The organism is Burkholderia sp. FW306-1C-G01B (assembly GCF_058781685.1).
Map to the genome: position 1 here is coordinate 263,587 of NZ_JBYSWZ010000006.1, position 19,077 is coordinate 282,663.

Here is a 19,077-nt window from a genome sequence, read left to right on the forward strand (position 1 = left end):
GGCACGTCACGAAAGCAATCGACATCGACAACCCGGCTGCGGTCGCAAACGTCAGCACGTCATGCGGCCGCCTCGTCGCGCAGACGGAACTGCGCGACCGCCGCGCTCAGCCGTGAACCCTGCTCGTCGAGCGACAGCGCCGCGGCCGCCGCTTCCTCGACCAGCGCGGCATTGCGTTGCATCGTCTGCTCCATCTGGATGACCGCGGCGTTCACCTGCTCGATGCCCGACGACTGTTCCTCGAAGGCGTTGCTCGTTTCGCTCATGATCGCGTTCACGCGCTCGACCGCGGCGACGAGTTCGGCCATCGCCGAGCCGGCCAGCGTGACGAGGCCGCTGCCGTCTTCGACCCGTCGCGCGGAATTGCCGATCAGATCCTTGATTTCCTTCGCCGCCGACGCGCAACGCTGCGCGAGCCCGCGAACTTCCGTTGCGACGACCGCGAAACCGCGCCCCTGCTCGCCGGCACGCGCGGCTTCGACGGCAGCGTTCAACGCGAGGATGTTCGTCTGGAACGCGATGCTCTCGATCACGCCGACGATCCCGGAGATCCGCGCGGAGCTGTGCGAAATCTCGGACATCGTCTCGACGACGCGCCGCATCGTGTCGCCGCCGCGCGACGCGATGCCGGCCGCGCCCTCAACGTAAGTGCGGGCATCGCGCGCGTTGTCCGCATTCTGGCGCACGGCCGCCGTCAGTTGCTCGACGCTCGCCGCCGCCTGCTGCAGCGATACGGCCTGTTGCTCGGTACGCGCGGACAGGTCGACGTTGCCGCTCGCGATCGTGCGAACGTCGCCGACGATCGTCTCCGTGCTCGCGCGCACCTGGTTCACGGTGTCGACGAGGCCGTCCTGCATCCGCTTCAGCGCATTCAGCAGATAAGCCATTTCGTTTGCGCCGGGAATGACGACCGTTCCGGTCAGGTCGCCTTTCGAAATCTTTTCGAATTGATCGACCGCGAGATTGATCGGCTCGATGATCGCCTTCGCGAGCACGCGCTGCGCAAAGAAGCCGACGACGAGCGCAAGCACCGCGACCGCCGCCATCCCCCATACGATCCGGTGGAAATTGACACCGGCTGCATCGTAGCGGGCTTTTTCGCGTGCGACCTGGAACGATTCGAGCGCGTCGATCGCATCCTGGTACGCAGCGAACAGCGCCGGTGGCGCCGTGCGCTGCGTATCGAGGAAGTTGAACGCGTCGTCGCCGTCGAGCTGCGACAGCGCCTTCAGGAACACGCGCTCGAGCAGCGCGCGGCGGCGGTTCTGCAGCGTGTCGAACAGTGCCTGCTCATTGGCGTCGCGCACGTGCAGGCGCGTGTAGGCGTCCAGTTCGTCGTTGCTCTGCTTGAGGAGCACGTGCAGTTGCGCGATTTCCGCTTTGCCCGACTGGCCCGCGCTGATGATCTGCGCGACATCGCTCATGCGTTCGCGCAGCACGAGCATCCGCTCGGAGCTGGTCTTCAGGTGCAGCAGCGACGCGGTGTCGTCGCGATACATCGCCTCGAGCGAGCCATTGCTCACGTAGAGGCCGGCGATGCATGCGCCGACCACCAGCACGAGCAGCACGGTATAGCCGGCGATGGTCGCGACGAGTCCGCCACGGATGGTGAATTGTTTTCGCATGACGTTCCCTTGCGCCGACCACGCGCGGCCGGCGGCGGATGTGGATTCCGGATCAAGAAAGACGAGCGTTGCATCGCAACACGCGGCGCGTGGGCTACGAACGGGTTAACGGCGAGGTCGGCGGGAAGGTTTTATCTGCACGCGACGCGATTCTTGACGATTGCGACAAATGGAGCGCGGAAGATGCGTGCAGCCGGGAAGTCTCGCTGGTGCAACTTCGAGCGGGATCGCATTCGCTGCAATCGCTCGCCGACAGGTCGAAGCGGCATCCTCGACATAGACGTACAGAAACGCCGGCATCGGATCGCGCAGACCGTCTCCGCCGCCAACCGTCACGACGGAATCGCCGATCCGGATTTCGGCAGGCAGCCCGGCGCGGCGCGCGGCACTGCTCCGTTTTTCAGCGGCGATCAACGTCGATCATCGTGACCATCGATGTGCGCGGTGCAATCAGCGCGGTAACCGCTAGAATTGCGGTTTTAGCCCGGAATACGCCCATGTCTTTTGCCTCGCTTGGCCTGATCGAGCCCTTGCTGCGTAATGTGCAGGACCTCAATTACCAGACACCTACGCCGGTGCAGGCCAAGGCGATTCCTGCCGTGCTCGGTGGCAAGGACGTCATGGCCGCGGCACAGACCGGCACCGGCAAAACGGCGGGGTTTGCGCTTCCGCTGTTGCAACGGCTGGTGCAACACGGCCCGGCGGTGTCCAGCAACCGCGCACGTGTTCTGGTGCTGGTGCCCACGCGAGAACTGGCCGAACAAGTGCTGCAAAGCTTTGTCGATTACGGCAAAGGCCTCGATTTACGATTTCTGGCCGCCTACGGCGGTGTGAGTATCAACCCGCAAATGATGAAGTTGCGCAAAGGCGTGGATGTGCTCGTTGCCACGCCGGGCCGTTTGCTGGATCTCAATCGCCAGAACGCCGTGCAGTTCGATCAAGTACAAACGCTGGTGCTGGACGAAGCCGACCGCATGCTGGATCTGGGCTTTGCGCGCGAACTCGACACCGTCTTTGCCGCGTTGCCCGCTCGGCGCCAGACTCTGCTGTTCTCTGCCACGTTTACCGACGATATCCGTGCCATGGCGGCGGGCATTCTGCGCAGCCCGGTCAATATCAGCGTCAGCCCGCCCAACGCCACGGCCAGCAAGATCAAGCAGTGGGTGGTGCCGGTGGATAAAAGGAACAAGCCCGACCTCTTCATGCATCTTGTAGCCGAGAACAACTGGGAGCACGCGCTGGTGTTCGTCAAAACCCGCAAAGGCGTGGATTACCTGGCGGCCATGCTGGATGAAGCGGGCTATGCGATCGACACCATCCATGGCGACAAACCGCAACCCGCGCGCCTGCGTGCGCTGGAGCGCTTCAAGACGGGCGAAGTCAATATGCTGGTCGCCACCGATGTGGCTGCGCGCGGGCTGGATATCGACGACCTGCCGCTGGTGATCAACGTTGATCTGCCGATCGTGGCGCAAGACTATGTGCACCGTATCGGCCGTACCGGCCGCGCGGGCGCCAGCGGCGTGGCGGTGTCCCTGGTGTGTGCCGATGAAGCGCCGCAACTGGCCGCGATCGAAGCGCTGATCCGGCAAACGCTGCCCCGTGAAGAAGAGCCGGGTTTCGAAGCCGAACACCGCGTGCCGGAAACCAGCGCAACGGGGCAGATCATCAAGAAACCCAAAAAGCCCAAGAAGCCCAAAGCGCCGCAAGCTGCGTCGGGCGCCATGCAGGCGCCCAGCAAAAAACCGCGCCCGCAAGGTGGCGAAAACAAGCGCAAGCCGGCGGCGCAGCGTGCTGTAGCCGCGAGGAAAGGTACAAGTTCGTCCAGCGGCAACCCATTCAGCACGCAGAAGCCACGCAGCAAACCCGCCAGCAAACCGGCTGCGGGTTCACGCAAGCCGGCTGGCAAACCCGCTGGCGGCCGCGGCAAACGTCAACCCTGATTCGTCGGGATGAGTCACGCCAGCCCCGCAACAGGCCGGCGGTTTGCGGCCCCCGCTGGCAGGCCGCGGCGCGGCTTCGGCGCGCATCGGGTCGGCGGGTAACGGCGCACTGAATCCAGGATTCGCAACAACTTCGGGGCCGAACGGACGTTGAAATCGTGCACAGCGAGCGCCCGATCGCGGTCGTCTCCGGCGAATGTGCCCGCTTCTCACACGAAAGCCGTCATTTGATCGGCATCGCGAACTACCGCTTAGGGTCGTTCGGAATCACCGACCGGCTTACGCTCTGCCTGACCCGCGCGCCATGCCACGCATGGCGCGCAGCCACGCAGGGCCACATCGCTTCACCCGCAAAACGGACCGCCCGGCAACACAGTTACAAGATAATTATTGACGCTGACACTACCCGGCGGTTAGTGTGTGCATCGAAGTTCAAGAAGTTCGATTGCTGTTCATCAATTGCTCGCTCCTCAGCGGTATTCGTTGTCCTCTCCCTCCTTGACGCTTCATGCGCTCTTCAACAGAGCAAATTTCCGTATTTTTTTCTCAAGGATTCTTCATGGATACCGGTATCGTCAAGTGGTTCAACGACAGCAAAGGCTTTGGCTTCATCACTCCGGACAAGGGCGGCGACGACCTGTTCGCTCATTTCTCCGAAATTCGGGCCGACGGCTTCAAGACGCTGGCTGAAAATCAGAAGGTGAGCTTCGAAACGAAGCAAGGCCCGAAGGGTCTGCAAGCGGCTAACATCCAGCCGCTGTAAAGTTTGAAGAACCCGGCCTCCCGAAACGGACGCCGGGTTGCAGCGACACCCTCGCGGAGCTTCGTCTCCCAAAGTTGGCGCGATCGCTCTTAGCTGCATCTGTTTATTCAGCAGCTTGCCAAGCGCCACACGCCTCGTTGCACTTCATTCTCCCCTCTGGCTGCAAGGCCCTTTTTTCGCTTTCCGACTGCTTCAGATTCAGCTCGCAATGGCTTTGAATCGGCGCACCCGTGCATATTTCGCACGGCACGCGCGCATTCGCACATCATTATTAAAATTAAAATGCAGAACAAACGAATTCAACAATACAACGGCTATGCCGTCCAACCCTCGGCGCATCGTTTGCCCGACGGTAGTTTTTCATCCAACCTGCTGCTCGAACGCACCGATAGCTCGCGCGCCGAAGGCCGCTACCAGTTCTATTCGCTCGATTACTTCACGAGCGAAGCGCAGGCGCTGCAGCACTCGACACGCTGGGCACGCAACTGGGTCGACACGCGCGGTTAAAGGCAGCGCCCCAGTGCCGGAAACCCAGCGCATCCGCGGCACCGCGGCGCGCTCGACAAAGCGCGCCCAAACATCACTCGAGCGGATCGAAAGTCGACCTAAAGAACGCGCTCCAGCGCGCCGGCGAACCTTGCAACCGCACCTTCGACGTCATGCAGTTTTTCCAGGCCGAACAATCCGATGCGGAAGGTCTTGAAATCTTCAGGCTCGTCGCATTGCAGCGGAACGCCGGCCGCGATCTGCAGGCCGACATCGGCGAATTTCTTGCCGGATCGAATGCCGTCATCGTCCGTGTAGCAGACCACGACGCCCGGTGCCTGAAAACCTTCAGCCGCCACGCTCCTGAAACCCTTGTCGGCCAGCAGCGCACGAATGCGCTTGCCGAGCTCGAGCTGCTCCGCTCTCACCTTGTCGAAACCGTATGCGTCGGTTTCCTTGATCACGTCGCGCAGCGTCGCGAGACTGTCCGTGGGCATCGTCGCGTGGTACGCGAACCCGCCGTTCTCGTACGCTTCCATGATCTGCAGCCATTTGCGCAGATCGCACGCGAAGCTGGTGCTGGTCGTCGCATCGATTCTTTCGCGGGCGAGCGGGCTGAGCATGACCAGTGCGCAGCAGGGCGGCGCACTCCAGCCCTTTTGCGGCGCGCTGATCAGGACATCGACGCCGCTGGCCTGCATGTCGACCCAGACCGTACCGGAGGCGATGCAATCCAGTACGAACATGCCGCCGACGGCATGCACGGCGTCGGATACCGCGCGCAAATACGCATCGGGCAACATCATCCCGGATGCGGTTTCGACATGCGGCGCAAAGACCAGATCCGGCTTGTGCTCCCTGATCGCGGCGACCACTTCGTCGATCGGGGCCGGTGCATAGGCGGCCTGCCTTCCCGGTTCGACCGGGCGTGCCTTCAGCACCGTCGTTTCGGACGGAATGCTGCCCATGTCGAAAATCTGCGACCAGCGGAAACTGAACCAGCCGTTGCGGATGACCACACACTTCTTGTTCGTCGCGAACTGCCGGGCGACGGCTTCCATGCCGAACGTCCCGCTGCCCGGGACGACGACGACCGACTTCGCGTTGTAGACCTGTTTCAGCGAAGCGGAAATGTCGTGCATGACGCCCTGAAAAAGCTGCGACATATGATTGATCGATCGGTCGGTGTAGACCACGGAATATTCGAGGAGCCCGTCGCGGTCGACATCGGGAAGTAAGCCTGGCATGGTCGTCTCCGGTACAAGATAAACAATGGCGTCGGGGCGAGCAGTATCCGTGAGGGGGTACCGCTGCACCGATGCAAATTCGTTTTTTTCTCGATGAAAGCCGATTCTAACGAAGGCCGCCCGCAACTTGGCGCATATTTTGTCTGGTCTCTCGCGCACGCTTGAAGTTGCGCGGCGGCGGCCGGAGCGAAGCGCCGGCGGCCTGCGAAACGGCGCGCCCCCATGCGCGCGCAGCGACGGTATTGAACGGAAGATCGAGAACCGTCGAGACGCCGGCCTGCAACACGGCGCGGACGTGATCGGCGATCACATCCTTGATGCGCGTTGCACATCGGACATAGTCGTCGATCGACAGAATCTCGCCCGGATAGAGGCGAGCAAGCCAATCGTCTTCGCTGATCGGGATGGTCCGCTCGGCGCTTGCGAGCGTCGCGGTCAGCGTCGATTTTCCGGACGCGATCTTGCCGCATACCCATGTGCAGCGTGACCGCATCGTTCGATGCCGTCGCGCGATGCGTCGTTTCAGTCTGCATTTCCAGGCTCTCCATCGATTGCCCGGAAAGAAAAAACCCGCCTTCCGGGCGGGTTGTGATGACATGCATTCAGTCGATGGCTACCTCGCCGGCAATATTGCGGCGCGTCCACGTCACGCCGCCCCACCACTCTCCTTCGGAAACACCCCCTTGCTCATCGCATCCAGCTGCCGGACGATCTCCGAACGCAACTCGGCCGATACCTCGACACTGTCGAGCAATTCCGAAATCCACAGCCCGTCGGCCGCGAGCCGGCAGATCATCAGCGTCGCCGCCCGCTCCAGCGGCACGGGATCGGGCCGCGTCCATTCCCGCATCGGCACCGACCATCGCGCGCGCGTTTCCTGCTCGGTAATCATCGACGCGACCAGCACGCGCAGCACATCGGTACTCGCCGCCGGATTGGCCGCGTCGAGCACCGCGTGCAGATAGGCCCGCGCCGCCGCGCCGTCGCCGCCGGGATCCGCCGTCGTCCGCGCGGCCATTTGCGCGGCGAACCGCTCGGTCGCCTGCCCGAACAGCGCATCCAGCAGCCCCTGCTTGTTCGCGAAGTGATATTGCAGCGCGCCTTTCGTCACGCCGGCACGCTCGGCCACCGCATCGAGCGTCAACGCAGCCACGCCGTGATGCGTCGCAATCTCGGATGCCGCCGCCAGCAATTGCGCGCGCACCTGATCCGGCGCTTTTTTCCGCCGCACGCCGGCAGCGGCGGCAGCCACCGGCGCCGATGATTCTTCGGATGCCCGCACAGCGGCCGTTCCAGCCGGTTCGACAGGCGCGGACACGTCGTGCGGCGCGGGTTCAAGGCGTTTTTTCATGGTGCGGATGTTAGCACCCGAGGGTCTCGATATAAACATTCCGGCTGGATGGTATGATCCGCCGCATGAACAAACCCGCCCCATCCCCCTGGTCCGCGCTCGACACCGCCATCGCCCGTGGACGCGACGCGCTCGTGCGTCTTCAGCAGCCCGACGGCAGCTGGTGTTTCGAACTCGAATCCGACGCGACGATCACCGCGGAATACATCCTGATGATGCATTTCATGGACAGGATCGACGACGTCCGCCAGCAGAAGATGGCGCGCTACCTGCGCGCGAACCAGCGGCTCGACACGCATGGCGGATGGGATCTGTACGTCGACGGTGCACCGGACGTGTCGTGCAGCGTGAAGGCGTATTTCGCGCTGAAGGCCGCCGGCGACAGCGAACACGCGCCGCACATGGTCCGCGCGCGCGACGCGATCCTGAAGCTCGGCGGCGCGGCGCGCTCGAACGTGTTCACGCGCATCCTGCTCGCGACGTTCGGCCAGGTGCCGTGGCGCGCGGCGCCGTTCATGCCGATCGAATTCGTGCTGTTCCCGAAGTGGGTGCCGATCTCGATGTACAAGGTCGCGTACTGGGCGCGTACGACGATGGTGCCGCTGCTCGTGCTGTGCTCGCTGAAGGCGCGCGCCCGCAATCCGCGCAACGTTTCGATCCGCGAGCTGTTCGTCACGCCGCCGGACCAGGAACGTCACTACTTCCCGCCCGCACGCGGCATGCGCAAGCTGTTCCTCGCGCTCGACCGCACGGTCCGCCATCTCGAGCCGCTGATGCCGAAGCGCCTGCGCCGGCGCGCAATCCGCCACGCGGAGGCATGGTGCGCGGAACGCATGAACGGCGAGGATGGGCTCGGCGGCATCTTCCCGCCGATCGTGTACAGCTACCAGATGATGGAGGTGCTCGGCTACCCGGACGATCATCCGCTGCGGCGCGATTGCGAAAACGCGCTGGAAAAGCTGCTGGTCAGGCGGCCCGACGGCAGCGTGTATTGCCAGCCGTGCCTGTCACCGGTGTGGGACACCGCATGGAGCACGATGGCGCTCGAGCAGGCGCGCGGCGTGGCAGTGCCGGAAGCCGGCGAGCCGGCCGGCGCGCTGCGCGAACTCGACGAACGTATCGCGCGCGCGTACGACTGGCTGGCCGAGCGCCAGGTGAACGACCTGCGCGGCGACTGGATCGAGAACGCGCCAGCCGATACGGAGCCGGGCGGATGGGCATTCCAGTACGCGAACCCGTACTACCCCGACATCGACGACAGCGCGCTCGTCACCGCGATGCTCGATCGCCGCGGCCGCACGCATCGCAACGCGGACGGCACGAACCCGTATGCGCCGCGCGTCGCGCGCGCGCTCGACTGGATGCGCGGGCTGCAATCGCGCAACGGCGGCTTCGCGGCCTTCGACGCCGACTGCGACCGCATGTACCTGAACGCGATCCCGTTCGCCGATCACGGCGCGCTGCTCGATCCGCCGACCGAAGACGTGTCGGGCCGCGTGCTGCTGTGCTTCGGCGTGACGAAGCGCGCGGACGACCGCGCGGCGCTCGCGCGCTGCATCGACTACGTGAAGCGCACGCAGCAGCCCGACGGCAGTTGGTGGGGCCGCTGGGGCACGAACTACCTGTACGGCACGTGGAGCGTGCTGGCCGGCCTCGCGCTTGCCGGCGAGGACCAGTCGCAGCCGTACATCGCCCGCGCGCTCGACTGGCTGCGCGCACGGCAGCACGCGGACGGCGGCTGGGGCGAGACGAACGACAGCTACATCGACCCGAAGCTCGCCGGCACCAATTCCGGCGAGAGCACGTCGAACTGCACCGCGTGGGCGCTGCTCGCGCAGATGGCGTTCGGCGACTGCGAATCCGATTCGGTGAAGCGCGGCATCGCGTATCTGCAGTCGGTGCAGCAGGACGACGGTTTCTGGTGGCACCGCTCGCACAATGCGCCGGGCTTTCCGCGCATCTTCTATCTGAAGTATCACGGCTATACCGCGTACTTCCCGCTGTGGGCGCTTGCGCGTTATCGGCGGCTCGCGGGCGCTGCGTCATCGCCGGGCTCGACCGTGCGCGGTACGATGGCAGTGGAAACAACCGACACGGCAGTCGCCTGAGCGACGCCGCGCCGGCGCGCTCCACTCCACCCAACTCGACGAAGCATGCCGATCATGATCGACGTTTCATCCATTACCGACGCGCTCACCCCGAGCGGCGAGCCGACGCAGTACCGCGTGTCGCCCGAGAAGCTGATTTCGGGCGATCCGCTGCAAACCCTCACGCCCGGCTTCGCGAGCCCGTGCGGCCGTTTCTCGACCGGCATCTGGGAAAGCACGCCGGGTTGCTGGCACGTCGCGTACACCGAAGCGGAATACTGCGAGATCCTGGAAGGCACGTCCGTGATCACCGACCTGGAGGGCAACAGGAAGACCCTGCGTGCCGGCCATCGTTTCGTGATTCCGCCGGGTTTTCGCGGCACGTGGGAAGTCGTCGAACGCACGCGCAAGATCTTCGTCGCGTACGACGAACAACCGCCCGAGTAAGCGGCGGCGCTTCGTCCGCCGCCGGAAGCATTACCGGCCGCCGACGAGCGACTCGAGAATCCGGTATGCCGTCTTCACTCGATCCTCGATCGGGAAGCTGCGGTTCGCGAGCATCACGATCGCGATCCGCTTCGCGGGGACGAACGCGACATACGTGCTGAAGCCGTTGGTCGAGCCCGTCTTGTTGATCCATGTGTCCGGGTTCGGCGCGAGCGGCGGCTTGATCGCGCTGGCCGGCGTCGCATCGAACAGCATCTTCGGCGCGTTGCCTTCGAGCAGCGTCGGCAGCGCGACCGGATACGGATACTGCTCCCAGATCAGGTCCTGCGTCAGCGGCCCTGCACGGAAATAGCCGGTGTGCGTGCGCTCGATCGCGCGCTGCAGCCGCGGCGCCGTTTCGACCAGCCCCAGGTTCGCCTGCACGAAACGCAGCAGGTCGGCCGCCGTGGTCCGGACGCCGTACGCCGGCTGCCACAGCATGCCGCCCGTCATCCGGATCGGCTTGCCGTCCTGCGTATAGCCCTGCGCATAATCGGCCGTGCGCGCATCGGGCACGTTGATATACGTGTGCGTCATCCCGAGCGCGGGAAAGAGCCGCTGCTCCATCAGCACCGAGAAATCGCGATTCATCGCCTTCGCGGTGAGCCGCCCGAGCATCCCGATCGCGACGTTCGAATACGTGCGGCGCGTGCCCGGCGCATACGTAGGCCGCCACGCGTCGAGATAGCGGATCAGGCCGGCATCGTCGCGGATGCTGTCGGGCACCTGCAGCGGCATGCCGCCCGGCGTGTGCGTACCGAGCTCGAGCAACGTCACGCCGCCGAACGGCTTGCCCTGCATTGCAGGCAGGTACTTGGCCGCAGGGTCCGACAGCGACAGCTCGCCGCCCTCCTGCGCATCGGACGCGAGCGTCGCGGTCAGCGTCTTGCTGACGGAGCCGATCTCGAACAGCGTGTCGCCGGTGACGGGCTTGCCGGTTTGCGTCGACATCACGCCGTAGTCGAACACGTAGGGCTTGCCGTCGGCGACGATGCCGATCGCCATGCCGGGAATGGCGTACTGCTTCATCAGCGGCGCGACGTGGCGGGTCACGGTTGCGTGGATGTCGTTCTGCGTGACTGCGGCCGCGCGGCCGGCCATGGCGGTGGCGCACGCGGCGACGAACAGGGTCGCGGCGAAGCGTGTCGCGTTGAATCGCATGGTTGCGGTTCCTTTGATATCGGATGGTTGCACGAACAACAGATTCGGCCGCGCCGCGCGGAAATCGCGTGGCCGGCCTGTCGAAGCAGGACTATCCATTACCGGCCAGCCGCGAACAATCGACGATATGTTGCGCGAGCCTAAAGAAAAACTTATGAGATACGCGAAGCGCCGGATTGCAACGCGGCAATCGCGAGCCGTTCGCCGGCTTGCCGTAAAAACCTGTCGGTTTTAACAGCATTCAATCCGGCAATCGAATGGCGCTGCATCGAAAATCGATGAAAAAGAGATAAGTCTTGTCAGATCGGCAAACGCCGGCGCGCCGCGCGATTGATTAGCCTGCGCGGATCGCAGTAAACTCGCGGCAGCAAAAAATAAAATCCATCCTGAGAGAAACCATGAATCGCCATTCCTCGATCGCCCGCTCCCGCGTCGTTGGCCGCTGCGCGGTCGCGTGATTTTCACGCGTCGACCGACCTGCATCGGGCACCCGCGATACCGCCGCGTATCGCGCCCGCATGCCCTCCAGCACGCAAGCCAAAAACCTCCAGGGTCCCGCCCGCGGACACCCTGCCTGACCGGAGAGTGACCCCGTGACCGAAACCGTCGCCGCGTCCGCCTATCGGCCGCGCGATGTCGTCAACGCGCCCGACATCAAGGCGGCCATCGCGCGCCGCAGCGCCGAGCGCCGCGATCCGGCCGACATCCGCGCGTGGCTCGGCAACCATTTCTTCCGCTGGGTCGTCGGCGCGTTCGAGCAGGCGCAGCCGCTCGATTCGCTCGCCGATTACCGCGCGCTCGCCGGCGCCGACCGGCCGGCGCCCGACTGGCTCGTGCGCCGGTTCCGCGCGCAGCCGGCATCCGGCGGCGTCATCGGCGCGGCGGTCGAGCCGAAGCCGCTCTACTTCATCGATCCCGAGCACATGCTGCTGATCGACCGCGAGCGCGTGCTGGTCGAATTCCTGCGCTCGCGCTCCGGCACGCGGCTCGCGCAGAAACTGCAGCGCATCACGTGCGCGATGGCGCTCGACATGTGGGAGCGCGAACACCAGCGGATGCAGGCGCGCCGCGACAAGGGCTGGGTGCCGAGCAGCGGCCTCGCGCTACGCGAGGTGCTGCGCACGCCGAACGGGATCGTCTTCGAATTCGCCGGCGATCATGCGGCGCTGCGCGAGGAGCTGGCTTACGAGTCGTACTACATGCAGCACTGTCTCGGCCAGTTCGCGGATCGCCGCCGGCTGCGCGGCGGGTACGGCGAGCAGTATGCGCAAGCCGCGCAGGACGGCCGGCTGCGCCTGTTCACGCTGCGCGGCGCGGGCAACCAGCCGCACGTGACGATCAGCCTGTCGGTGACCGGCGACGGCCTGCGCATCGACCAGATCAAGGGCAAGCAGAACCGCCATCCGGTGCGCCGCTATGCGGACGACGTGCGCCAGTTCCTGCGCACGCTCGCGCCGCGCGGCGAGCGTCATCCCGACTGCGAGGGCATGGGCCTCGTGTTCGAGCCGGACACGCCGGGCGCGGCCACCGGCGAATGGACCTTCGTCACCGACGTGCGCTCGCCCGACCATCTGCTGAGCGTAATGAGCGAGAACTTCCACCTGATCGAGCATTTCGCACAGCCGCCGGCCGTGCTGCAATGGCTGCTGCTACGCAACGCGCCCTACGCGCTCGGTCAGCTTCGGCAAATCGACCCGGCCGTCGCGGCGGCTGCGCGCCACGCGTTGCCGGGCAATGCGCTGCCGGCCGCGCGCGAACCTGATGCACCTCGGGCAGCGGCCGCCTTCTCGATCGAGGGCATTCCGATCGATCCCGCGCTGTGCGCGGCGTTCGCGCTGCCGTCAACAGCGGCCGGGAGCCCGTCATGCTGAAACTGCTGATCGGTGCGGCCGTGCTGTGGCTCGTGTGGTACGTGTGGCGTTCGTTGCGGATCGCCGCGCGGATGGTGCGCGAAGTCGACGCCGACCAGGCCGCGGGCACCGACCGCGCGGTGCCGGTCCGGCAGACCGCCGCGGTTTCGCTCGCCCGCACGCTCGCCGACCAGGCGCCGCCGAACCGCCGCCGCTGGTCGCTCGCACTTGCCGACATCCTGCTGATCCGCAACGGGCTGCGCTGTGATTGCGACGACCTCGTGTACGCGCTGCCCGACACACAGCGCGAACAGCTCGCCCGCCAGTTGCGGCGCGAACTCGACCTGCCGGCCGACCTGCCCGAGTGGCAGATCGTGCAGCGCGTTGCGCCGATCCTCGCGGGCTGGATACGCGGTGTCGGCCGCTCGCACGAAGGCTTCTACGAACAGCTTGCGGCCGTTGGGCGCGTGCGCGACGCGCTGGCGTTCGATTGCGCGCGCACCGCGTTTCTCGTGCGCTGCATCGCGCTGCTCGGCTGGGCGTCCGAACAGCAGGCGTGGGTCGTGCTGCTGCTCAATGCGCAGCGCGCGCAGGACAGCTTCGACAGCTGGGAAGACTTCGGGCTCGCGTATGCGCGGGCGCGCCAGCACTGGTTGCGCGGCAGCGGCCAGGACGGCCCCGCGTCGTCGCGCGCCACGCAGGAAGTGCGCGAGCACCTGCGCAATCCGTCCGGAAACTGGCTTTCGCTGCCGTGGAAGCGCTACCGCATCTTCGATCCCCAACCCGTTTCGTCATGACCGCCGACACCGACATGTCCTCTGCTCCCGCCGACCTGATTCCGCCCGCGAAGTCCCGATGGTTCATCTGCGACGTCGACGCGCTGCTGCGCGCGGGCGACTTTGCCGCGCTCGACACGCAGCTCGACGCCGCGCTCGCCGCCAGCTTCGCCGACCGCACGGCCGAGGCGCTGTACGTCGACGCGCTGCCGGCCGACGTGCAGCCGTGCATCGAAGCCGGCGCCGAAGGCCTCGCGCGCCTGCGCGCCTGGCAGGCCGCGAACCCGCAATCCGCGCACGCGTGGCTGTGCGAGGCGCATTACTGGCACCACTGGGCGTACGAGTACCGCGGCTCCGGCTGGGCCGAGACGGTGACAGAAACCGGCTGGATCTGCGCGCATGCGTGCGCAACGCTGACGATCGTCGCCGCGCTGCGCGCGCTCGTGCTCGCGCCGACGATGTGGAGCGCGCCGAAGGTGATCTTCACGAGCGTGTCGTCGTTCGACGAACCCGAGTGGCTCACGCAGCTCGTGCAACAGCGACGCTGGCCCGTGACCGAGCTGCACCTGAACGTCGGCGCCCACGACGAGGCCACTCGCGCCGAACTGCAGGGCATGCTCGCGCGTTCGGGGCTGAACCCCGACGTACCCGTCGCCTGCCCGGCGGCATTTCCGGAAGCGCTGCCCGGCCCCGTCCAGGGCAAGAAGCTGCGCAAGGGCAAGTGGTACTGGATGGAAGCGACGCTGCACATTCACCCGCACCAGTTTTTCCCGATGCGTACGTTCATCTGGTACATGCAGCCGCGCTGGGGCGGCTCGCACGACCACGTCCGCGCGTTCGTCGATTCCGACGCGTGCGCGCACCTCGACGCGGTCGAGAAGGACCGGCTGCGCCACGAGATCTGGCGCGACGACCATATCGGCAATACGCTCGATTCGAATGACGACGACGACGATGCACGCCGCGCGATGGCCGCGACGCTCGCGCGGGCCAGGGCCGCGCTGCATCCGTATCACCGCTGGGAAACGCTGCACTGGCTCGCGCACAGTCATTTCATGCGCAGCGAATACGAGCAGGCTTACGCGCGCCTGCGGGAAGCCGAGCGCGATCAGCCGATCGACGACAACCACGCGATGGCAATGGGCGTACGGCTCGCGCTCGACCTCGATCCGCAGGGCACCTGGCTGACCGGCGCGATCGAGCGCGCATCGGATGCGCGCGCATGCACGTCGGCGATGATCCTGCGCGGCTACGCCCATCGCACCGGCACGTTCGGCTTCGCGCAGGACGACGCACGCGGCGATGCGTGGCTCGAAGCCGCGCGTGTGAACGAGCCGGGCTCGCTCGCATGGAACCAGCTCGCGTCGGCGATGCGCGACGAAGGCCGTCGGCCCGCCGACGCCGTCGCGCTGTGCGAACTCGGCTATGAAGCGGGCGGCGATTCGTGCGGCTACCTGCTCGGCTGCTTCTACGAAGACGGCATGCACGTCACGCAGGATCTGTATCGCGCCGCCCATTACTTCCGCGAGTCGGTCGACGACGGCGGCAACATGGCCGCGTACAAGCTCGGGTTTGCGTACTATCACATCGCGGGCGCCAGCAAGGACGAAGCCGAACGCACGCGCATGCAGGTCGAAGCCGTCGAGGCCGCGCGCATGGCGCACGAGATGGGGCATACCGAGGGCCTCGAGACGATGCTGATGTTCATCGCCGACGTCGACGATCTCCCGTCGCGCCATCGTTACGTCGACGAACTGCGCCGCCACGCGGAAGGCGGCCATCCGGCGGCGATGGCCGCGCTGTCGTCGATCCTGGCCGACAGCCGCGACAAATCGCTCTACAACTATCGCGAAAGCGTGCGCTGGATCATGGGCGCCCAGGCGATCGCGCCGGACGACGAATACGTGCGCAACATCACGCGCCTGCGTCACGAGGACGGCATGCTCGGCAAGCTGCTGTACAAACTGCACCGCAAGCAGATCAAGGCGCACGAGATTCCCGGCAACGACAACGCGATGGTCTGAGCACGAGCGACCAACGCGCGCACCCATCGACGGCGCGCGCGGGCCGCACGAGCGGTCAGCCCGGCAGCCGGTCGAGGAAGGCCAGCATCGCCGCGTTGAATCGCGCGGGCCGCTGCAGCGGCGCGAAGTGGCTCACGCCGGGCAGGATCGTCAGCGTCGCGCCCGGAATCGTGCGCGCCAGATACGCCGCATGCTCGGGCCGGATGAATTCGTCGTGCTCGCCCTGTACGATCGTCACCGGCACCGCGATCGCCGCGAGATCCTGTGCGCTGTAATTCGGTTGCGTGCGCATCATTTCACCGACGGCCGAAACGAATGCATCGAACTGGTCCGGCGTTGCGGACAGTTGCGCGTAGTCCTTCCGGTGGCGCGCGAAGCAGCGGTCGATCAGCGGGCTCGGCACCATCTCCTTCGTGCCGCTCGGGTCCATGTTGCACGCGAAGAAGAACACGCCGGCCGCGCGCTCCGGCGCGCGGGCCGCCAGCACGAGCGCGGTGCATGCGCCGTCGCTCCAGCCGACGAAGCGTGCGCGGTCGACGTGCAGCGCGTCCAGGACCGCAAGCACGTCCGACGCCATGCGTTCATAGGAATACGGTTGGTCGTCGCGCGTGCTGCGGCCGTGGCCGCGGCTGTCGATCAGGATCGCGCGGTAGCCGGCCGCGAGCAGCGCCGGCACCTGGTTGCCCCAGTTGCCGCCGTGGCCGAGGCCGCCGTGCAGCAGCACGACCGGCGGGCCCTGGCCGAACGACGCGTGCCAGATGCGCGCGCCGTCGTGTTCCAGCCATCCTTGCGCATCGGCCGCCGGCAGCGGCGTGCCGCCGTGCGCGTCGAAGCGGACGAGTTCGTCGTCGTCGAGTTCCGCATGCATCGTTCTGCCGTCCTTGCGAGGGAGACGAGCTTGCGATTGTAATGCGTGCGGCCGACGCGGCATTAACGGCCGCGCGCAGCCGGGAACCGTCAGGCCTGCGTCGACACCAGCCCGCCCGCCGACGAGCCGCCCGACTTCTCGATCGCCGCCGCGAGCTGCGAGATCGCCGTCGCCAATGCCGCGGAGATCGCGCTGGCTTCCGCGCTCAGCGACTGCTGTTCGACTGCCGCGGCCGGGTCGTCCTTCGCGCGCTGGGCCGCGCTCGCCATCTGCCGCTCGAGCGTCGCGAGCTGCTTCTGCAGCCGTTCGATCAGCGCCTTCAACTGGCTGACTGCCGGGCTTTCCGACGACGCGCCCGATGCGCCGAGCGTTTCGCCGCTGCCGCCGGTCGAACTCTTCGCGCCGGTGGTACTCGTCGTGCCGGTGGTACCCGCGGTATCCGTTGCGCCGTCGGCGGATGCGCCCGGCGCGTTTGCTGTAACGCTGCCGTCCGCCAGCGGGGTTCGCGCGGTCGTGGAAAAATCGATCTGCATCGTATCGGTCCGTGTGTCGGTAAACAAATCGTGACGGGGTGGCATTGAAATGCCTTCCGACTCGTTTACGACATTCGTCATACCAAACTTGAGTATCGGGGTCGGACGGATTCCGCGGTAGATCGCGGCACTCAAGTCGCGAAAGGGCCAGATTGGCAGCGAAACGGCGCTGGTAAAATTGCCGCTTTGCCGGGCGGATCCGCGCGTCGACGGCCTGCGGGCACGGTCGCGGAACGCCGCCGGGTTCGACTCCCGCCCTTCCGGGCGTGGCACGTGCGCGTGCCGCGCCGCCGTCGCGGCTTCGCGGGTCGCCCTCTCCGTCCGCCTTCGTGCACCGCTCGCCGGGTCGAGCGGTGCACGCCGGGCGGCGCCCACTTCATTACGCATTCGAGGAACACACGATGGCCCGCATCGGCGCCTTCTGCATCGCGACGTGGCTTGCCGCCGCGATTCTCTACTTCGGCCAGCATTCCGTTGCGATGATCGCGCTCAGCGGTGTCGTCGTATTCGGCGGGTTCGATCTGCTGCGGCCGTAACGCGCATCGACAGGCGCCTGGAAAATCCGGGCGCCGCATGAATGCACGGAGGTGAACGAACCGGCGCCCCGCGCGTCAGCGCGGCAACGTCCTCAACGAAGACGGCCCACCGGTCAACGCAATACGCTTGCCCGTATCGCGCAGCTTGCCGCCTTCCACCGCATAGAGCGCCAGTTGCCGTTCGACGTTGAACTGCACGATCACGTGCCGGTTGTCGGCGGTAAACACGATGCCCTGCGCGGCTTCGCCGCCGGGCAACTCGCTGGTCTGCACGGCCTGCCCGTCGCGGATCTCGAACAGCAGCACCTTGCCGAGCTTGCGGCGGCCCGGATTGTCGGGCGTCAGGTTCGAGCCGTCCATCGCCTGCACGGCGATCCATTTCCCGTTCGGCGAAATCGCGACGCCTTCCGGCAGCGACGGCACCGTCAGGTACTGGACCGTCCGGAACGGCACGCGCGACACGTCGATCAGCGCGACCGTATCGGCGTCGCCCGCGAGCGTGCCCGCATAGCCCGGCAGCCCCGCGAGCCCGACGTTGCTGACGACCGCCCAGCGGTTGTCGCTCGACACGTCGATCGTGTAAGGCGCGACGCCCGTGCTCAGGCGCGTGCCGCTGTCGGTCGCCTTGCCGTCGTCGACGTTCAGCACCGCGACGCCCTGCTCGTCGCGCAGCGACACGAGCGCATGCTTGCCGTCGTGCGTGAAGCTGATCCCTGCGAGCCGCTTCTTGCCGATCTTCAGGTTGCCGTCGAGCGTCACGTGCGTGCCGTCGATGCGCAGGATCGATACGCTGCCGTCGACATTGGCGACAAGCGCGAGCCGGCCCGAACGGTCGATCGCGATCCCTTGCGGATGCGTGCCGAGCTCGATGCGCGTGATTGCGGGCGGAGCGGCGTCGAGATTCACGACCTGCAGGAACGTGTCGAACAGGAGCTGCTTCGCGGCCGCGTCGTAGCGCGTCGGCGCGCCGACGAGCGCGAGCTTCGCGTCGGGCGTGATCGCGACGGCCTGCGGCGGCCCCTGAATGCCGTTCTCGACGTCGACCTGCAATGCGACTTTCGGCGGGAACGTGCTGGCGTCGAGCAGCGTCAGCGTGTCGGCGGGAGGTGAGGCGAGGAAGGTGTCGCGGCCCTCGACGCGCTGGTACTTGCCGTCGTTGCCGGACACGATCCAGTCGGCGGCGTGCACGGCGACGGCCGTCGTGGCGAGGGTCAGCGCGGCGAGCAGGCGCGCGCTGCGCAAGCGGAAAGGATTCGAATGCATGGCGGTCGATTCTCCGGATCGGTTGCGGACGCAATGGATTGCACGACCCTGCTGCTCGACGGGCCGCTGCCATCGCAT

18 protein-coding genes are annotated in these 19,077 nt (G+C 66.2%); 10 read left to right on the forward strand and 8 right to left on the reverse strand.

Annotated elements, in window-relative coordinates:
- Window positions 1-59: 59 nt before the first annotated feature.
- Entirely contained in the window at window positions 60-1,625 is a 1,566-nt protein-coding gene (locus AC3WLY_RS14575) for a methyl-accepting chemotaxis protein (RefSeq protein ID WP_492308685.1), read from the reverse strand.
- Between the two features lie 183 nt (window positions 1,626-1,808).
- Here AC3WLY_RS14575 and AC3WLY_RS14580 point away from each other — a divergent pair, with 183 nt between their 5' ends.
- The 4 genes from AC3WLY_RS14580 (at window position 1,809) to AC3WLY_RS14595 (ending at window position 4,838) form a co-directional block, all read left to right on the forward strand.
- Window positions 1,809-2,054, forward strand: coding sequence for a hypothetical protein (locus AC3WLY_RS14580; protein WP_492308684.1), 246 nt, complete (start codon window positions 1,809-1,811; stop codon window positions 2,052-2,054).
- A gap of 68 nt (window positions 2,055-2,122) precedes the next feature.
- Window positions 2,123-3,568, forward strand: a complete 1,446-nt coding sequence (locus AC3WLY_RS14585; protein ID WP_492308683.1) for a DEAD/DEAH box helicase — start codon at window positions 2,123-2,125, stop codon at window positions 3,566-3,568.
- 559 nt (window positions 3,569-4,127) lie between these two features.
- Entirely contained in the window at window positions 4,128-4,331 is a 204-nt protein-coding gene (locus tag AC3WLY_RS14590) for a cold-shock protein (protein WP_105392005.1), read from the forward strand.
- A 282-nt stretch (window positions 4,332-4,613) separates the two neighbouring features.
- Complete coding sequence (locus AC3WLY_RS14595; RefSeq protein WP_034182480.1) at window positions 4,614-4,838, forward strand: hypothetical protein; 225 nt, start codon at window positions 4,614-4,616, stop codon at window positions 4,836-4,838.
- Window positions 4,839-4,936: 98 nt separating this feature from the next.
- Here AC3WLY_RS14595 and AC3WLY_RS14600 read toward each other — a convergent pair whose 3' ends face one another.
- From AC3WLY_RS14600 to AC3WLY_RS14610, 3 genes are all read right to left on the reverse strand, one after another.
- Entirely contained in the window at window positions 4,937-6,064 is a 1,128-nt protein-coding gene (locus tag AC3WLY_RS14600; RefSeq protein WP_492308730.1) for an aminotransferase class V-fold PLP-dependent enzyme, read from the reverse strand.
- A gap of 106 nt (window positions 6,065-6,170) precedes the next feature.
- Window positions 6,171-6,662, reverse strand: coding sequence for an AAA family ATPase (locus tag AC3WLY_RS14605; RefSeq protein ID WP_310136120.1), 492 nt, complete (start codon window positions 6,660-6,662; stop codon window positions 6,171-6,173).
- 48 nt (window positions 6,663-6,710) lie between these two features.
- Window positions 6,711-7,415 carry a TetR/AcrR family transcriptional regulator gene (locus AC3WLY_RS14610; RefSeq protein ID WP_492308729.1) on the reverse strand — a complete coding sequence of 235 codons (705 nt, stop codon included), beginning with the start codon at window positions 7,413-7,415 and terminating at the stop codon, window positions 6,711-6,713.
- Between the two features lie 53 nt (window positions 7,416-7,468).
- Here AC3WLY_RS14610 and shc point away from each other — a divergent pair, with 53 nt between their 5' ends.
- Both shc and AC3WLY_RS14620 read left to right on the forward strand, forming a co-directional pair.
- Window positions 7,469-9,523 (forward strand): squalene--hopene cyclase, encoded by a 2,055-nt coding sequence (gene shc, locus AC3WLY_RS14615; protein ID WP_492308682.1) that lies wholly within the window; start codon window positions 7,469-7,471, stop codon window positions 9,521-9,523.
- A gap of 54 nt (window positions 9,524-9,577) precedes the next feature.
- Entirely contained in the window at window positions 9,578-9,949 is a 372-nt protein-coding gene (locus AC3WLY_RS14620; protein WP_096476259.1) for a cupin domain-containing protein, read from the forward strand.
- Window positions 9,950-9,979: 30 nt separating this feature from the next.
- Here the strand turns inward: AC3WLY_RS14620 and ampC are convergent, their stop codons facing one another.
- Window positions 9,980-11,149: a class C beta-lactamase gene (gene ampC, locus AC3WLY_RS14625; RefSeq protein ID WP_492308681.1), complete on the reverse strand. Its 1,170-nt coding sequence runs from the start codon at window positions 11,147-11,149 to the stop codon at window positions 9,980-9,982.
- A 593-nt stretch (window positions 11,150-11,742) separates the two neighbouring features.
- Here ampC and AC3WLY_RS14630 point away from each other — a divergent pair.
- Genes AC3WLY_RS14630 through AC3WLY_RS14640 form a run of 3 tightly spaced genes read left to right on the forward strand, consistent with a single transcriptional unit; the run spans window position 11,743 to window position 15,799 of the window.
- Window positions 11,743-13,020 (forward strand): hypothetical protein, encoded by a 1,278-nt coding sequence (locus tag AC3WLY_RS14630; protein ID WP_492308680.1) that lies wholly within the window; start codon window positions 11,743-11,745, stop codon window positions 13,018-13,020.
- Complete coding sequence (locus AC3WLY_RS14635; protein ID WP_425130650.1) at window positions 13,014-13,796, forward strand: DUF1266 domain-containing protein; 783 nt, start codon at window positions 13,014-13,016, stop codon at window positions 13,794-13,796. The genes AC3WLY_RS14630 and AC3WLY_RS14635 overlap by 7 nt, the downstream gene beginning before the upstream one ends.
- A 14-nt stretch (window positions 13,797-13,810) precedes the next feature.
- On the forward strand, window positions 13,811-15,799 hold the full coding sequence (locus tag AC3WLY_RS14640) for a DUF4034 domain-containing protein (protein ID WP_492308679.1): 1,989 nt from the start codon (window positions 13,811-13,813) through the stop codon (window positions 15,797-15,799).
- A gap of 55 nt (window positions 15,800-15,854) precedes the next feature.
- Here AC3WLY_RS14640 and AC3WLY_RS14645 read toward each other — a convergent pair whose 3' ends face one another.
- A complete protein-coding gene (locus tag AC3WLY_RS14645) occupies window positions 15,855-16,667 on the reverse strand; it encodes an alpha/beta fold hydrolase (protein ID WP_492332682.1) in 813 nt (270 codons plus the stop codon).
- An 89-nt stretch (window positions 16,668-16,756) separates the two neighbouring features.
- Entirely contained in the window at window positions 16,757-17,200 is a 444-nt protein-coding gene (locus AC3WLY_RS14650; protein WP_310136105.1) for a hypothetical protein, read from the reverse strand.
- Window positions 17,201-17,601: 401 nt separating this feature from the next.
- Between AC3WLY_RS14650 and AC3WLY_RS14655 the strand changes: the two genes are divergently transcribed.
- Complete coding sequence (locus tag AC3WLY_RS14655) at window positions 17,602-17,736, forward strand: hypothetical protein (RefSeq protein ID WP_492308678.1); 135 nt, start codon at window positions 17,602-17,604, stop codon at window positions 17,734-17,736.
- 75 nt (window positions 17,737-17,811) lie between these two features.
- Here AC3WLY_RS14655 and AC3WLY_RS14660 read toward each other — a convergent pair whose 3' ends face one another.
- A complete protein-coding gene (locus AC3WLY_RS14660) occupies window positions 17,812-18,999 on the reverse strand; it encodes a YncE family protein (protein WP_492308677.1) in 1,188 nt (395 codons plus the stop codon).
- Between the last annotated feature and the right edge of the window lie 78 nt (window positions 19,000-19,077).